The following is a 14,891-nucleotide window of genomic DNA, read 5'->3' as shown; positions in this document are numbered from 1 at the left end:
GTACCCGGCCTCCGGTCGGCGTCGGTTTCAGTGTTCGATCACCATGGCCGCGTACGTGGAGCCGAGCCCCACCGCGGTGAGCAGGTAGTGGCGCCCTCGCACCAGCCGGCCCGCCTCCTGCAGCGACATCAGGTTGAGGAACGGATCGGAACACCAGCAGTGGCTGTACCGCGGCAGGTTGTCGAGGTAGATGCGGTCGCGGCCGATCCCGGCCCGGTCGAGGACCTTGCCCCACAGCAGCCGGTTCACGTTGTGCGGCACGACCAGGTCGATGTCGGCCGGCCGCAGTTCCGCGCGCACGATCGCTTCGAGCACGATCGCGGTGAGCTCGTCGACGTAGGTGTCGTTGAACTCCTTGAGCCGGTCCGGCGTCAGCCGCAGGCCCCCGGCGAACACCCCCAACGTGGTGGCCGCGTAGGACCGCACGCGGTTGGTCGCGCCGCCCAGGCCGACCACGCACGCGCCGGCGGCCTCGCCCATGACCGTCATGCCCCCGACGACGCGGACATCGGGGGTGAACAGCTTTTCTCCGGTCACGACCAGGGCCCGCGCCCGCGGGTCGTCCTCGGCCCGCAGCAGTTCGCCCGCGACGTCGACCGCGGTCAGCCCGCCGGCGCAGTTCTGCTGGGTCAGCGCGAACGCGTCGGCCCGGGCCAGCCCGAGGCGGCGGGCGATCTCCTGCGCCGCGTCGAGGTGCGAAGGGGTGACTTCCGGAACGGTGTGGGCGAACAGCAGGTACCGGATGTCGCCGTGGTCGGCGACCCCGCGCAGCGCCTCGACGGCGGCCGGGACGACGAGGTCGAAGACGTCGGACGCCGGGTCGTCGCGCAGCCGGTCCACCCCGAGCGTCCGGCGGACCATCCGGGTCGTGTACTTGTCGAAGCCGAGCGAGCCGGCGATGTCCTCGACGGTGACCTCCCGGCCCGGCACGAACGCGGCCACCCGGTCGAGGGTCGTCACCCCGGCCGGGCCCGAGCGGGAACTTCCGCCCGTCACCGGGACTCCCGTCCGGTGCCCTCGGCGAGCCGCGGCCGCGCCCGCCAGGCCGCGAGGTCCGCCCGGTCGTCCGGGGCGCCGGCGCACAGGACGTACCGGTGCGGTGCCATCGCGGTGCGCCGGCCCGCCAGCCGCCCGACGCACGCCAGGTGGACCTCCCGCGGGGTGACACCCGGCCGGCCGGGCACGACGAACGCGACCAGCGACCCGGCGCCGTCGCGCGTGTCGAGGAAGACCCCGGCCGGCCCGGCGACGTCCTCCAGCAGCCGCCGGCACGCGGCGAGCTCGACCCAGCACGAGTCGACCAGCGCCCAGCCCGCGCCGCGCACCACCGGCGCGACGCCCGAGACCGCGGTGAACTCCGCGAGCGGGATGTCCCGCGCGGCCGCCTCCAGCAGCAGCTTTTCCACACCCAGCAGGAACTTCCCGATCTCCGGCGGCGGCAGGTATCGCGTGTCCGCCCAGACGCCGACCCGCAGTTCGCCGTGCAGCTGCAGCGGCTTGAGGCGGAACAGCACCGGCAGGTGCGTGCCGGGCCGGATGTCGACGTCGGTGCCGGGCAGTGCCCGGTCCAGCTCGGCGCGGGAGAACGACCGGTCGGGGTGCGGCCCGTCCTCGCGGTGGACGCTGATGTCGTTGAAGTCGCAGTCGCGGTGGAAGCGGGTACCGCGCTCGTCGGCCACCCGGTCCATCACGGCGTAGAGCCGGTCGGAGTCGAACTGCCCGAAGTGGTAGGCCGCCATGGTCGCCTGCCGCGCCCGCGCGATCACCTCGTCGAGCCCGGGTGCGGCCGAGTCGAAGGCGACCAGGGTGTCCTGCGCCAGCGTGCCGACGTACCCGCGTTCGCGGGGCCGGAACCGGTTGGCGCAGATCGAGACGAACAGGCTGGGGGAGTGCGCCGTGAGGTGGGTGAGCAGGGCCATGCCGATGGCGAGGACGACGGTGGACCGGCTGATCCCGGTGCGGGCGGAGGCGGCGGTCAGCGCCATCGCCGCGGCGCGCGACCGCAGCAGGCCCATCTGCTGCCCGGCGAAACCGGTGGGGTGCTCGGGGAGGGCGAACACGCACTGCGGCGCGCGTCGCAGCGTGGTTTCCCAGTGCCGCAGGGCACCTTCGGCCCGGCGTCGGGCGGGCGGCGCGAGCTCCGCGGCGGCCTGGTCCAGCGGCTGGTGCACGGGCGGGCCCACCTCCCGCGGCGATGCCGCGAGCAGAGCGGTGAACTCCCGCTCGACCAGCTGGATCGCCGCGAAGTCCGCGGCGACGTGCGAGAGCACCACAACCGCCAGCACGGGATCACCCGCCCGCGTCACCACGCCGAGGCGCACGCCCCATTCGCGGGTGACGTCGAACGGGGCCGCGCACATCCGCTCCAGCAGCCGCATCCGGAAGTCGAGGTCGACCCGCCGGTACTCGTACAGCGTGTGCTCGAGGTCGTGCACCTGCTCGGGTTCGTCGCCGAGCTCGTGGATCTCGGCGTGCAGTTCGCCGGCCGCGGCGACGTGCTGGACCCACGTGCCGCCGGCGTCGCGGTGGTAGGTGGTCCGCAGGGCCTCGTGCCGGGTGATCAGCACGCTCATCGCCTCGGCGACCCCGTTCAGGCCGGTGCCGGGCGGGATCGCGGCGAAGCACCCGTCCACATCGGACCGTTCGCCGTCCTGCAAGGCGATCCAGGCGAGCACGTTGCGCTGCCCGTGGGTCACCGGTCCGCTGCGGCTGCTCCCGCCGCGGACCGCGACCCCCAGGCGCCGCGCGGTCGTCGGTTGTGCCATGAGCCGCTCCCCTTGCGTCCGCGGTGGGCGATTTCCCTGGTGCCGAAGCTAAGTCCGGGGCCGCGGGGCGAGCATTGGAGGAATCCCTGGGTTCGCGCCGCGGCTCTGGACGGGGTCGCGCGCCGCCGGACACGATGCGTCCGGCAGACAGCACGGCGGAAGGGGGACGGGATGACTCCTGTGGTCACCGGGGTGCTCGGCGGCATCCGCCGGGCCGGTGCGGAGCTGGAAACCCTCAATCCGGTCGACGATCCGCTGCTGTGGGCCGCGCGGTGCGCGCTGGACGCCTCGGCGCTGCTGCTGCGGGCGTACACGACCGACGACCACGAAGCGGCCTTGGAGGCGGTGGCTGCCGCCCGCGCCGGCGTCGCGGCGGCCGTGAACGCCGCGTGGCGGAAGGAGAACGACCGATGAGTCAGCGCAGGGTGGTACTCGGCTACAGCGGCTTCGACGGGTCGGCGGAGTTCAAGCGCGCCCGGTTCCCCGGGCTGTCGGTGGCCGAGGGCCGGCTTTTCCAGGGCCTCGACTCCGCCGCGGCGCTGGTGGTCGACGACCGGCTGGTGGCCGCGGTCCAGCAGGAGCGCTACTCCGGGGCCAAGTTCGACCACCGCTTCCCGGCCGACGCGATCCGCAGCTGCCTCGCCGTCGCCGGGCTGGGCATCGCCGACGTCGACGAGGTCCGTCACAACTTCGACCACGCCCCGGCCCGGATCATCTGGCAGGGCGACGAGACCGGCCGCGCGCGGTACGACGAGGTGTTCGCGCCCGGCCTGCAGACACCGTTGCTGCACCGGCACTTCCCGGAACTGGCCGGGCGGGTGCGGGTCACCCCGGTGAACCACCACCACGCGCACGCGCTGACCGCCGTGGTGCCCAGCGGCTTCGCCGAGAGCCTCGTGGTCGTACTGGACGGGATGGGCGAGCTGCACGCGGTGACCGTGTACGCCTGGCGTGGCGGCGAGCTGACCCGTCTGGCCGCGCTGGACTTCCGCAGCAGCCTCGGCCTGTTCTACGCCCTGCTGACCCTGCACCTGGGGTACTGGCCGAACAGCGACGAGTACAAGGTGATGGCGCTGGCCGCGTCCGGCGACCCCCGCCGGTTCGCCGCGGCGATGGGCGAAGCGGTGACCCTGGGCGCCGAAGGCCGGTTCGAGGTCCCGCTGCTGCAGCTCAACCGCGACGCCCGGGCCAAGGAGACGTTCTCGGGTTCCCGCGACTGGCTGACAGCCCAGGGCTGCCCCTCGGCGTCCGGCGTGCCCGGGCAGGTCCACCTCGACCTCGCCGCGGCCGCCCAGCTGCGGCTGGAACAGGCCCTGTTCCACCTGGTCGCCCACTGGACGGCCCGCACCGGGCTGCGCACCGTGGCCTTCGCGGGCGGAGTGGCGCTCAACTGTGCGGCCATCGGGAAGCTGGCCGTGTCGGGCCTGGTGGACGGGCTCTACGTGCAGCCGGCCGCGGGTGACGAGGGCACCGCTGTCGGCGCGGCGCTGGCCGGGGCCGACCTGCGGACGGTCGCGGAGACGTACCCGCCGCTGACGTTCCTCGGACCGGACGTCGGCGAGGACGCGGTCCCCGCGGACCAGCCGTACTTCACCGCCGAAGTGTCCGGCGACGCCGCGGCGGAGACGCTGGCCGCGCGGCTGCTCGCCCGTGGCCTGGTCGTCGGCTGGGCGCAGGGACGGCTGGAGTTCGGCCCGCGGGCGCTGGGCAACCGCAGCATCCTGGCCGATCCGCGCACCCGCGAGATGCGCGACCGGGTCAACGCGGCGGTGAAGTTCCGCGAGGACTTCCGCCCGCTCGCCCCGGCCGTGAAGGCCGAGTGCGCGCACCGCTACTTCGAGGTCCCGTACGGCGCGAACCTGCGGCACATGACGGTCGTGGTGCGGGTGCGCCCCGAACGGGCCGGGGACATCGCCGCGGTGGTCCACGACGACGGCACCGCCCGCGTCCAGGAGGTCCACCGCGCCGAGCACCCGCGGTTCTGGCGGATCCTCGACGAATTCGAGCGGCTGACCGGGGTGGGCGTGCTGATGAACACCTCGCTCAACGTCAAGGGCCAGCCGACCGCGCGGTCCGCCGCCGAGGCCTTCCGCACGTTCGACTCGTCCGAGCTGGACGTCGTGTTCATCGGGGATCGCCTCTACGCCAAGGAAAACGTGGCGGCCGACGTGTTCGCCGACCTGGCGGGCGGCGCGGCCGGGCCTGGGGGTTTCCCGCATGTTCGGCTCGATTCGAATGTCTAACGTGATCCGGGAACCGGGAGGGGCGATGACGAGGACGGCGAGCGGGTACCTGCGCCGGATCAAGGCGGCGGTGCTGGGCGACGAGCACGCGCGGCTGGTGTTCGTCTGCAACTTCGAAGCCGAGCGGTACTGGGCGAAGAACCACGTCGGCCTGCCCGGCCCGGCGTTCTCGGCGACCGGCGAGGTCGTGGCGCGGATGGAGGAGCTCGGTGCGCTGCTGGCCGGGCCGGACGACTTCCTCGTCCTCAAACAACCCCTCGACGAAGGTTACCGCCGCTACCTCGAAGCGCTCGAGCTCGCGCTGCCGACCGTGCTCGTCCCGGAGAACGTTGCCGCCGGGCGGTCGACGACCGAGGACGCCCTCGCCTCCCCGGTCCTGCTCGGGACGCTCGCCGGGCTCACCGGCGCCCGGATCCTGCCGATGGGGACCTCCGGGCCGGAGGAGAAGCTCGCGGTGGAGACCGGGCTGGGGCTGGCCGTGCCGGACGCGGCCACGTTCGAGCGGGTCAACGGCAAGAGCTACAGCCGCCGGATCACCGAAGCCGCCGGCCTGCGCCCGGTGCCCGGGCACGTCTGCGCCACAGTGGACGAACTGGCCGCGGTGCTGACCGGGTACGCCGACGCCGTGGCGGACGGGTTCCGGGTGGTCGTCAAGGATTCCTTCGGTGTGTCCGGCAAGGGCCTGATCGTCCTCGACACCCGCGCCAAGCTCGATGGCCTGCTCCGGATGTGCCGCCGCCGGGCGCAGCGCAGCGGCGACGACCGGCTGGACGTCGTCGTCGAGGAGTGGCTGCCCAAGCGGTTCGACCTCAACTACCAGCTCACCATCGCCCACGACGGCGCGGTGACGCTCGACTTCGTCAAGCGGGCGCTCACCGACGGCGGCGTCCACAAAGGACATCTGATGCCGGTCGACCTCGGCCCGCGGCGATCCGCGGAACTGGCCCACGCGGCCGAGGTGATCGGCGCGCGGCTGTTCGCCGACGGCTATACCGGCATCGCCGGGATCGACGCGATCCTCGGCGCCGACGGGACGCTGTACCCGGTGCTGGAGATCAACGCCCGGCTCAACATGGCCTCCTACCAGGGCGCGCTCACCGAGCGGTACCAGCCCGCCGGGCACGTGGCCATGGCCCGCCACTACCCGCTCCGGCTCACCCGGCCGCTGACGTCCGCCGAGGTGCTGCGCGCCTTGCCGACCGGACTGCCCGGCCGGGTGATTCCGACCTGCTTCGGCACTGTCAACGCCGCCGCGGGCGGGCCGGCGCTGTTCGAAGGCCGGCTGCACGTCCTGCTCGTCGCCCCCGGCCGCGCCGCCCTCGACGCGCTCGACACGGCCACCGAACGAGCGCTCGACGCACTCACGGAGGATCGATGACCGCCGAATTCACCTTGCAGGGGCATCACATCGGCGAGCTGGCCGAGCGCTTCGGCACCCCGCTCTACCTCTACGACGGCGATGTCCTGCGCGGGGTCTACCGGCGGTTGCGTGACCGCCTGCACCCGGCGGCCGACATCTTCTACTCCGCGAAGGCCAACCCGAACGTCAGCGTGTGCGCGGTGCTGCGGTCGCTCGGCGCGGGCCTGGAGGTGTCGTCGCTGACCGAGCTCGTCACCGCGCGCCGGGCCGGCGCGGCCCCGGAGGACATCCTCTTCCTCGGCCCCGGCAAGTCCGCGGAGGAACTGCGGGCCTGCCTCGACCTGGGTGTCCACGCGATCGTCTGCGAATCGCTCGACGAACTGCACGCGATCGAGGCGATGGCCGGATCCGGCGGCGCCGACGTGCTGCTGCGGGTCAACCCCGCGTTCGCCGGGCGCGGGGCGCGGCTGGCGATGGGCGGCAAGCCCCGGCAGTTCGGCATCGACCAGGAGATCCTGCTGCGGTCGCGGGCGGCCGTGCGGTCCCTGCGCCGGGTGCGGGTCCGGGGGATCCACGCCTACATGGGCACCCGGATCCTCGACGCCGAGGGGATCGTCGCCAACACCGCCGGGGTGCTGGCCGCCGCCGAGGAGCTGTCGGGCGAACTCGGCTTCCCGCTGGACACCGTCGACGTCGGCGGCGGGTTCGGGGTGCCGTACTTCGACAACGAGCACGACCTCGACGTCGACGCGGCCGTGACCGGGATGAACACCGCGATCGCGGACTTCGCCGGACGATGTCCGGGGACCCGGGTCATCACCGAGCTCGGCCGGTACCTGGTCGGCTGGTGCGGCACCTACGTCGTGCGTGCCCGCTACGTCAAGGAGTCGCGCGGGGAGTGGTTCGTGGTCGCCGACGGCGGCACGAACCACCACATGGCCGCGGTCGGCATCGGCAGCTTCGTCAAGCGCAACTTCCCGATCCGCTCGCTGACCCGCTACGACGAACCCGGGACGCACTCGTACACCGTCACGGGTCCGCTGTGCACGCCGAACGACGTCGTGGCCACGAAGGTCGCGCTGCCCGAGGTCCGTGCGGGCGACCTGCTCGGCGTCGAGCGCTCCGGCGCGTATGGGCCCACGGCGTCGCCGGTGCAGTTCCTGAGCCACGGCTACCCCGCCGAGGTGCTCGTGCTCGACGGCACCGCCCACCTCGTGCGCGAGCGCGACACCGTCGAGGACCTCCTCGGCAAGCAGCACCTGATCCCGGCCGACCGGCCGCAACCCGTCGAGAAAGGCTAGGCCCAGCATGGACCGGACCGATCGAGCCAAGATCATCGAAGCCATCGCGGACTCCCTCGCCGCCGTGCTCCACCGAGAGCTCCCGGAGATCACCGGGGAGACACGGCTGTTCGAGGAGCTGCACCTGGACTCGACGTCGATCCTCACCCTGCTGATGGCGCTGGAGGACTACACCGGCGTCGAGGTGGACCCGGAGTCCCTGCAGATGGAGACGTTCCGGACCGTCGACACCCTGGCCGACTACGTCCAGGCCAACGTGGACGTGACGGTGCCGTGACCGCGTCGCTCACCGAACCGGGCTTCGCCGCCCGCGTCGACGCACTGCATCGGCTGGCCCGGCCCGGCGGCGGTTTCGTGGCCTCACCCGGCGGGCACGTCCTGGCGTCGGCCGGGGCGCTGCCCGGCGCGCCGTGGCAGCCGCTGGACCGCCTCGGCGTGGCGGTCACGACCGGACCGCCGTCACCGCCGGACGAACTGGCCCGGTTCGCCGACGGTCTCCTCGTCGTGCAGGCCGACCTGCTGCGCGCCGCCCTCGACCATGCGCTGCACCACCTCGACGGCCGTACGTCCGAAGGCACCACGCTGCTAGCGAAGCAGCAGATCCAGGTCACCCTCGCCGACGTCGCCGTGGAGCTGTGGGAGTGCGGAGCCGCCCCGCACGCCGGACCGCGCAGCCGGTGGGCGGTGCACCGGCGGCTCACCGCGGCCGGGCGCGACCTGCTGCGGCTGCTGGGCGCCAGCGGCTTCCTCGCCGGCAGCCCGGGCCAAGACCTGCATCTGGCCGAAGTCGCCGGCAACGTCTACCTGCACCCGCCGGAGGGCACGGATGACTGACGTCGCCACCGCCTTCCGCCTGCCGGCGGGCGTCGACCTGCTCGGCGAGGGCCACCGCACCCTCTACCGGTACTGCCTGGACGTCGCGCCCGGGCTGCGCGAAGCGGGGATGGCGCTGGATCGCGATCCCGACGTCGTCTCCCGGTACCTGCACCTGCCCGCCTACCGCGTGCTGGAGCACATCTTCATCCCGCCGGAGTACCGCGAGGGCGCGGATACCCCACCGGGCGCCCGCGCGGGCGCGGTGTCCGCGCTCGACTGGGCGGTCGTGCAGGAAGCACTGGCCTACGGCGACCCGGGCGCGGTGCTCGCCGCTCCGGGACCCGGGCTGTCCCGCGAACCGGTCGTCCGCCTGGGCACCCGGGAGCAGCGGGACCGGTTCTTCGGCCGCTTCACCGGGCGGCCGACGTGGGCCTTCTTCGGGCTCACCGAGCCGAACAAGGGCTCGGCGGCGATGGAACTGGAGACCCGGCTCGAACCCGACGGCGACGGCTGGCGGCTGCACGGCGAAAAGCGTTATGTCGGCAACGGCGCCCGGGCCCAGGTCGGTGTCGTGTTCGCCCGCCGCGCCCCCGGTCCGTGGGGCATCGAAGCCGTGCTGATCGACACCGCCGAGCCCGGGTTCACCGGGGAACTGCTGCTCACCACCGGGTTGCGCGGGGCCCGGATCAGCAAGCTCGTGTTCGACGGCGTGCGGATCGACCCGGACCGGGTGCTCGGCGCCGGCCGGTCTGCGGGCCGCCGCGGCCTGCACGGCGCGTTGCAGGCGCTGTCGAAGTTCCGGCCCGGAGTCGCCGCGCTCGCACTGGGGCAGGCTCAGGCGGTCGCGGACCACGTGCTCGGCCATCGCCCGGCGCTGGCGGGCGACGGACGGCGGCGGCTGGACGACCTGAACGACCGGATGGCGGCTCTGCGCGTCCTGCTGCACGTCGTCTCGGCCGACATCGACCGCGGGGTCGTCCACCTGCCCAGGATCGGCGCGGTCAAGGCGCGGGCCGCCCGGGCAGCCGAGGACGCGACGACGCTGGCCGCGGACCTGCTCGGCCCGGCCTCGCTGGTCGAGCACCCGTGGCTGGGCAAGGCCCACCGCGACGCCCGCGGGTTCGAGTTCATGGACGGCGCGGCCAACCTGCACCGCCTCGCCGCGTTCGGCGGCCTGGTGCGCGGCGACTTCTTCCCGCGCGGACGGGACGGTGCCCGTGCGGCTGGGCATTGACCTGGTGCAGCTCGGCGAACTCGACGACCTCGGCGAGCGCGCCTGGTTCCGGCGGTACGCCTTCGCCGAGTGCGAGACGGCGGAGGCCGCCTCCATGGCCGTGAGCCGGCGGCGGGAGTTCCTCGCCGGCCGGTTCGCGGCCAAGGAAGCCGTGCTGAAGGTGCTGGGCAAGGGCTTGTTCCAGGGCGTGTTGCCCCGGGACATCCGCCTCGTCCGCACCGGCGGCGGTGCGCCCTCGATCAGCCTGGTCGCCTCCGCGGCGTCGGCGGCCGAGAAAGCCGGCATCACCGATGTGACCGTATCGATCACCCACAAGGCGGATCTCGTGGCGGCCGTCGCTGTCGGCTGGGACGGCCGCCGAGCCGAATGAGGAGTTTCGCCGTGCCCGCTGCTGTCACTGGTTTCGTGGACGTGGTCCTGCCTATCGTCTTCGCGATCTACCTGCTCGCCGTCGCGAGCCACCTGACCCTCCAGATCGTCTTCGCGGAACGGGCCCGGCGGCGGGGCCGCACCCGGCCGCGCGGCACGTCGGCCCCGCCCGTGGACGTCGTCATCCCGTGCTACAACGAGGATCCGGCAATCCTGGCGGCCTGCCTGGAGTCGGTGTCCCGCCAGGACTACCCGGGTCCGCTGTCGGTGCACGTGATCGACGACGGGTCGCCCAACCGCGCCGCGCTCGACCCGGTCTACGCCGAGTACGAGCACCGGGACGGCTTCCGCGTCCTCAAGCTGGAGACCAACCGCGGCAAGAAGTTCGCGCAGGCGGAGGTGATCACCGGCTCCCACGGCGAGATCGTGATCGCCATCGACTCCGACACCACCATCGCCCCCGACGGCGTCACCACCATGGTGGCCGCCCTCGACGACCCGGAGGTCGGCGCCGCGATGGGCGAGATGCTCGCGGCCAACGCCGGCAGCACGTGGCTGACCCGGCTGATCGACCTGCGCTACTGGTACGCCTGCAACCAGGAACGTGCCGCGCAGTCGGCGTTCGGTGCGGTGCTGTGCTGTTCGGGCCCGTTCTCGGCCTACCGGCGATCGGTGCTGGAGAAGGTGCTCGACGACTACCTGAACCAGACGTTCCTCGGCCGCCCCACCACTTACGGCGAGGACCGCCACCTGACGAACCTGGTGCTGTGCTGCGGCAGCCGCACGACGTACGTCCCCGAGGCGAAGGCCCGCACGACGGCCCCGGATCGCATCCGCCCGTTCCTGCGCCAGCAGCTGCGCTGGAACCGCTGCACCTACCGCGACACCCTGGCCATCGCCGGCCGCCTCCCGCGGTTCGGCGCGTACCTGGTGTTCGATGCCGTAATGCAGGTGTTCGCCCCGGCCCTGCTGGGCTTGACGACCCTCCTGGTCGCCCTCCACACCCTGACCGGGGGAGCCGGCGACCTCCCCGGGTACGCGGGAGGCCTCCTGCTGGTGGCGCTGGGCTACTGCGCGTACGGCACCTGGCTGAGCCGGAGGACGACGTTCCTGACGTTCGCCCTGTACGGAGTCCTGCACGTCGCCCTGCTGATCCCGGCCCGCCTCCAGGCCCTGGCCACCATCACCGACGACCGCTGGGGTCGCCGCGGTGTCAGCGCCTAGCACCTGCGCCGGCTCGAGGCGGAAGTGGGGTCCGTGCTGGTCGAGCGGGAGGGCCGCGGTGTGCGGTTGACCGACGCGGGGCATCTGCTGGCCGGACACGCCCGCACAGTCGCGCGCGTGGGGGAGCACGCCGAACGCGAGCTTGCGGCGCGGACGGAGAGCCTCGGGGAACTGTTCGCGTCGGCGCGATATCCTCCGCCATCAGGGGTTTCCTGCTTCCTCGGGTGCGCGAGTTCATCGACCGCCATCCTGGAGTGCGGGTGTCGTTGCGCGACGGTGAAACGGTCGACCACCTGCGGGCCCTGCACGAAGACGGCCTGGACGCGGTGCTTGCCGAGACGTGGCACGACCTTCTCTCGACGCTGCCGCGCGGGATGGACATCACCTGTCTCCGCGCCGAACGCGCCCGGTTGGTAGTGCCTGCCGGACACCGGCTCGCGAACCGGGAAACGGTGCCGTTTTCCGAGCTGGCAGGAGAGACGTGGACGTGCTGCCCGCCGGGGTCCGACGCGCATTCCGCGCTGGCCCAGCTGGTCCGCCGGGCGGGCGGTGAGCTGGTGGTCGGGTTTCCGGTCGCCGACCACACGACCCAGCTGGAGGTGGTCGCGAACGGGCTCGCCGTGGCGTGCGTGCCGGAGCTCTCGTTGCCCTCGGAACCGGCGGGAATCCGGATCGTCGACACCGACCCGGCGCCGTTGCGCAGCATCGAGCTTGTCACCCAGTCGGAGGTACTCCCGTTGCATGTCAAGGCTTTCGTGGCGGTCCTCATGGGGCGCTGACGGCGCGACCGCCCGGCCGGGATCACGTTCGCGCTCTACGATGCCGAACATGGCTTCGAACGTGATCAGCCTCCGGGGTGTGCGCACCCACAACCTGGCCGACGTGGACGTGGACATCCCGAAGCACCGGCTGGTCGCGGTCACCGGCGTGTCGGGGTCGGGCAAGTCGTCGCTGGCGTTCGCGACGCTCGCGGCCGAGTCGCGGCGCCAGCTGTATTCGACGATGCCGGCGTTCGTGCGCACGAAGCTCCCGCACGACCCGCAGCCGGAGGCGAGCTCGCTGCGCGGCCTGACCACCGTGGTCGTGGTCGACCAGCGTCCGTTGGGGACGAACTCACGCTCGACCGTCGGCACCGCGACCGAGGTGTGGACGATGCTGCGGATGCTGTTTTCCCGCCTCGGCGAGCCGTCGGCGGGCTATTCGCCGGCGTACTCGTTCAACGACCCGTCGGGGATGTGTCCCGCGTGCGCCGGGCTGGGCACGGTGACCGACATCGACGGCGAGCGGATGATCGACCGCGAGCGCACGCTCAACGACGGCGCCATGGTCTTCCCGAGCTTTTCCGTCGGCAGCTGGATCTGGAAGCGCTACGTTTACTCGGGCTTCTTCGACAACGACCTCCCGTTGCGAGAGTGGCCCGAAGAACTGGTCCAGTTCCTCCTGCACGGGCCCACTCAGCGGCCACCGGATCCGTTGCCGCGCTTCCCCCGCAGCGCCAAGTACCAATCCATGGTCCCGCGGATCCGGCGGCTGCTCGTCGAGCGAGAGGCGAAGCCGGGACCTGCGGTGCGCGCCGCGCTCGCCGAGGTCACCGCGCAGCGTCCGTGCGAGGACTGCGGCGGCAGCCGGCTCTCCGCGGCCGCGCGCGAAAGCCGCGTCGACGGCGTGTCCATTGTGGATCTCGGCTACCGGGACGCAGCCGGGCTGCTCGAGTTCTGCGCCGGAGTGCAGCACGCGTGGGCCCGGCCGCTCATCGAGCAGCTTCGGCTGAGGCTGAACTCGATGATCACCCTCGGGCTCGGGCACCTGCACTGCTACCGCGGCACGCCGACGCTGTCCGGCGGCGAGTCGCAACGCCTCAAGCTCGTGCGACACCTCGGGTCGAGCCTCACCGACCTCACCTACGTCCTGGACGAGCCGACCGACGGGCTGCACCCGGCTGACGTCGCGTCGCTGGTCGACGTCCTGCGGCGACTGCGCGACCACGGCAATACCGTGCTCGTGGTCGACCACCACGAAGCCGTCGTGGAGGCCGCGGACCACGTGATCGACCTCGGTCCGGGCGCGGGGGAGGCCGGTGGCCGCGTGGTCTTTCGCGGCCCGCCGGCGAAACTGCGCGACGCGGACACGATGACCGGGCGCGCGCTGCGCACCGGCGTCCAGCTGAAGGACTCGCCGCGGGAGCCCGCCGGCTGGCTGTCGCTGCGCGGGCTGGACCGGCACACGCTCGCCGGCATCGACGTCGACGTCCCGACCGGCGTGCTGACCGTGATCACCGGCGTCGCCGGATCCGGGAAGTCGACGCTCGCGGGCGAGCTGGCCGACCGGCACCCCCGGTTCACCGTTGTCGACCAGGGCCAGATCACCGCGACGGCACGGTCGACGGTCGGCACCTGGCTGGGGCTGGCGGACCTGGTGCAGCAGGCGTTCGCCGAGGCGAGCGGGCAGCCGCCGAAGTTGTTCAACCCGCGCTCGCAAGGTGGCTGCCCCTACTGCCGCGGCACCGGCATCCGGCGGACCGATCTGGCGTTCTTGGAGGACGTCGAGACCCCGTGCGAGGACTGCGGCGCGACCGGGTTCCGGGCCGAAGCCCTGGTCCCGCGGCTGTCCGGGCGGACCGTTCTCGAGGTTCTGGAGACGCCGATGTCGGCTCTGGCCCGGTACGTGCCGCACCCCGACGTGGCGCGGCTGGCCGCGCTGCTCGACCAGCTGGGCCTCGGACACCTGGCGTGCGGTCGCACGCTCGACACGCTGTCCGGCGGCGAGCGCCAGCGCCTGAAACTGGCTCGCCGGCTCGACACGAGCGCTGAGGACCTGCTCGTCGACGAACCGACTGCGGGGCTGCACCCGAGCGACACGACGCGGCTGGTCACGCTGCTGGACCGGCTGGTCGACGAGGGCCGCACGCTGGTGGTCGTCGAGCATTCGCTGCACGTGGTCGCGGCCGCGGACTGGGTGATCGACCTCGGCCCCGGCGCGGGCGACAACGGCGGCCGGGTGCTGTACGCGGGAACACCCAAAGGCCTCGCCGAGCACGACGGGCCGACCGGTCGGTACTTCAGCGCCGCTCTCGCCGCCAGGAAAGGATCGTCGCGATGACCGTTCCTCTCAGCCTCGATCACGGCGATCGATCAGGTGCTCGCCGGCCTGGCCCGTGACTTGCGCGAGCCGGACGCGGCGATGGTCTCGGTCGACGGTCCGTTTGCCGGCGACACCGCGGCCACTGTGGAGGCGGCCGGGTTGTGGCCGGCTCGAGCGGTCGGGGCTTCGGTCGAGGTACGCGAGAGCATCGACAACGCCCATATCGCGGTGTCAGGCCTGGCCGGGCAACGGGGTGGCGCGAGGTAGTCCCGCCGCCGGCTTCAGCGGGCCGGTACGAGCCCGTCGCTCGGAAGCCTCGAAGCCTCGAAGCCTCGAAGCCGAAGCGTTCTGCGTCTCGGCGCACGGACTCTCGTCTCGTCGTTCAGCACGGGAAGGGCTGCGGTGGCCGCTCGTCGGTATCCGGCGCGGAAACCGGGGTTGGCGGGGACCCTCTGCTGCCCTCGCCGTCCGGTCCGCGGTCGTCGGGTTGTGAGCGGC

General features: G+C 72.8%; 13 protein-coding genes. 11 read left to right on the top strand and 2 right to left on the bottom strand.

All coding sequences use genetic code 11. The features are described from left to right. Positions 1-27 precede the first annotated feature (27 nt). A complete protein-coding gene (locus ACZ63E_RS26490) occupies positions 28-996 on the bottom strand; it encodes a ketoacyl-ACP synthase III family protein (RefSeq protein WP_465338803.1) in 969 nt (322 codons plus the stop codon). Beyond that, positions 993-2,765 carry a condensation domain-containing protein gene (locus tag ACZ63E_RS26485; protein ID WP_465338802.1) on the bottom strand — a complete coding sequence of 591 codons (1,773 nt, stop codon included), beginning with the start codon at positions 2,763-2,765 and terminating at the stop codon, positions 993-995. The genes ACZ63E_RS26490 and ACZ63E_RS26485 overlap by 4 nt, the downstream gene beginning before the upstream one ends. A 171-nt stretch (positions 2,766-2,936) precedes the next feature. Between ACZ63E_RS26485 and ACZ63E_RS26480 the strand changes: the two genes are divergently transcribed. The 11 genes from ACZ63E_RS26480 to ACZ63E_RS26430 all read left to right on the top strand — a co-directional run bounded on the left by ACZ63E_RS26480 (position 2,937) and on the right by ACZ63E_RS26430 (position 14,411). Beyond that, positions 2,937-3,179, top strand: coding sequence for a hypothetical protein (locus tag ACZ63E_RS26480; protein ID WP_465338801.1), 243 nt, complete (start codon positions 2,937-2,939; stop codon positions 3,177-3,179). After that, a complete protein-coding gene (locus tag ACZ63E_RS26475; protein ID WP_465338800.1) occupies positions 3,176-5,008 on the top strand; it encodes a carbamoyltransferase family protein in 1,833 nt (610 codons plus the stop codon). The genes ACZ63E_RS26480 and ACZ63E_RS26475 overlap by 4 nt, the downstream gene beginning before the upstream one ends. A 25-nt stretch (positions 5,009-5,033) precedes the next feature. Continuing rightward, positions 5,034-6,386 (top strand): preATP grasp domain-containing protein, encoded by a 1,353-nt coding sequence (locus tag ACZ63E_RS26470; RefSeq protein WP_465338799.1) that lies wholly within the window; start codon positions 5,034-5,036, stop codon positions 6,384-6,386. Further along, a complete protein-coding gene (locus tag ACZ63E_RS26465; RefSeq protein WP_465338798.1) occupies positions 6,383-7,669 on the top strand; it encodes an alanine racemase in 1,287 nt (428 codons plus the stop codon). The genes ACZ63E_RS26470 and ACZ63E_RS26465 overlap by 4 nt, the downstream gene beginning before the upstream one ends. A gap of 7 nt (positions 7,670-7,676) precedes the next feature. Continuing rightward, positions 7,677-7,946, top strand: coding sequence for an acyl carrier protein (locus ACZ63E_RS26460; RefSeq protein ID WP_465338797.1), 270 nt, complete (start codon positions 7,677-7,679; stop codon positions 7,944-7,946). Next, positions 7,943-8,503, top strand: coding sequence for an acyl-CoA dehydrogenase family protein (locus tag ACZ63E_RS26455; RefSeq protein ID WP_465338796.1), 561 nt, complete (start codon positions 7,943-7,945; stop codon positions 8,501-8,503). The genes ACZ63E_RS26460 and ACZ63E_RS26455 overlap by 4 nt, the downstream gene beginning before the upstream one ends. Further along, on the top strand, positions 8,496-9,719 hold the full coding sequence (locus ACZ63E_RS26450; protein WP_465338795.1) for an acyl-CoA dehydrogenase family protein: 1,224 nt from the start codon (positions 8,496-8,498) through the stop codon (positions 9,717-9,719). Before ACZ63E_RS26455 ends, ACZ63E_RS26450 begins: the two co-directional genes overlap by 8 nt. Further along, positions 9,703-10,089 (top strand): holo-ACP synthase, encoded by a 387-nt coding sequence (locus tag ACZ63E_RS26445; RefSeq protein ID WP_465338794.1) that lies wholly within the window; start codon positions 9,703-9,705, stop codon positions 10,087-10,089. The genes ACZ63E_RS26450 and ACZ63E_RS26445 overlap by 17 nt, the downstream gene beginning before the upstream one ends. Positions 10,090-10,130: 41 nt before the next feature. Then, a complete protein-coding gene (locus tag ACZ63E_RS26440; RefSeq protein ID WP_465338793.1) occupies positions 10,131-11,312 on the top strand; it encodes a glycosyltransferase family 2 protein in 1,182 nt (393 codons plus the stop codon). Positions 11,313-11,500: 188 nt separating this feature from the next. After that, the gene (locus tag ACZ63E_RS26435; RefSeq protein WP_465339096.1) at positions 11,501-12,091 is read left to right on the top strand and encodes a LysR substrate-binding domain-containing protein; all 591 of its coding nucleotides are present in this window, start codon (positions 11,501-11,503) and stop codon (positions 12,089-12,091) included. Between the two features lie 49 nt (positions 12,092-12,140). Then, the gene (locus tag ACZ63E_RS26430; protein ID WP_465338792.1) at positions 12,141-14,411 is read left to right on the top strand and encodes an ATP-binding cassette domain-containing protein; all 2,271 of its coding nucleotides are present in this window, start codon (positions 12,141-12,143) and stop codon (positions 14,409-14,411) included. Positions 14,412-14,891: the final 480 nt, after the last annotated feature.

It is taken from the genome of Amycolatopsis sp. NPDC104819 (genome assembly GCF_055583145.1).
The sequence above is the reverse complement of the archived record's forward strand: the minus strand, read 5'-3'. Positions and strand labels throughout refer to the sequence as shown.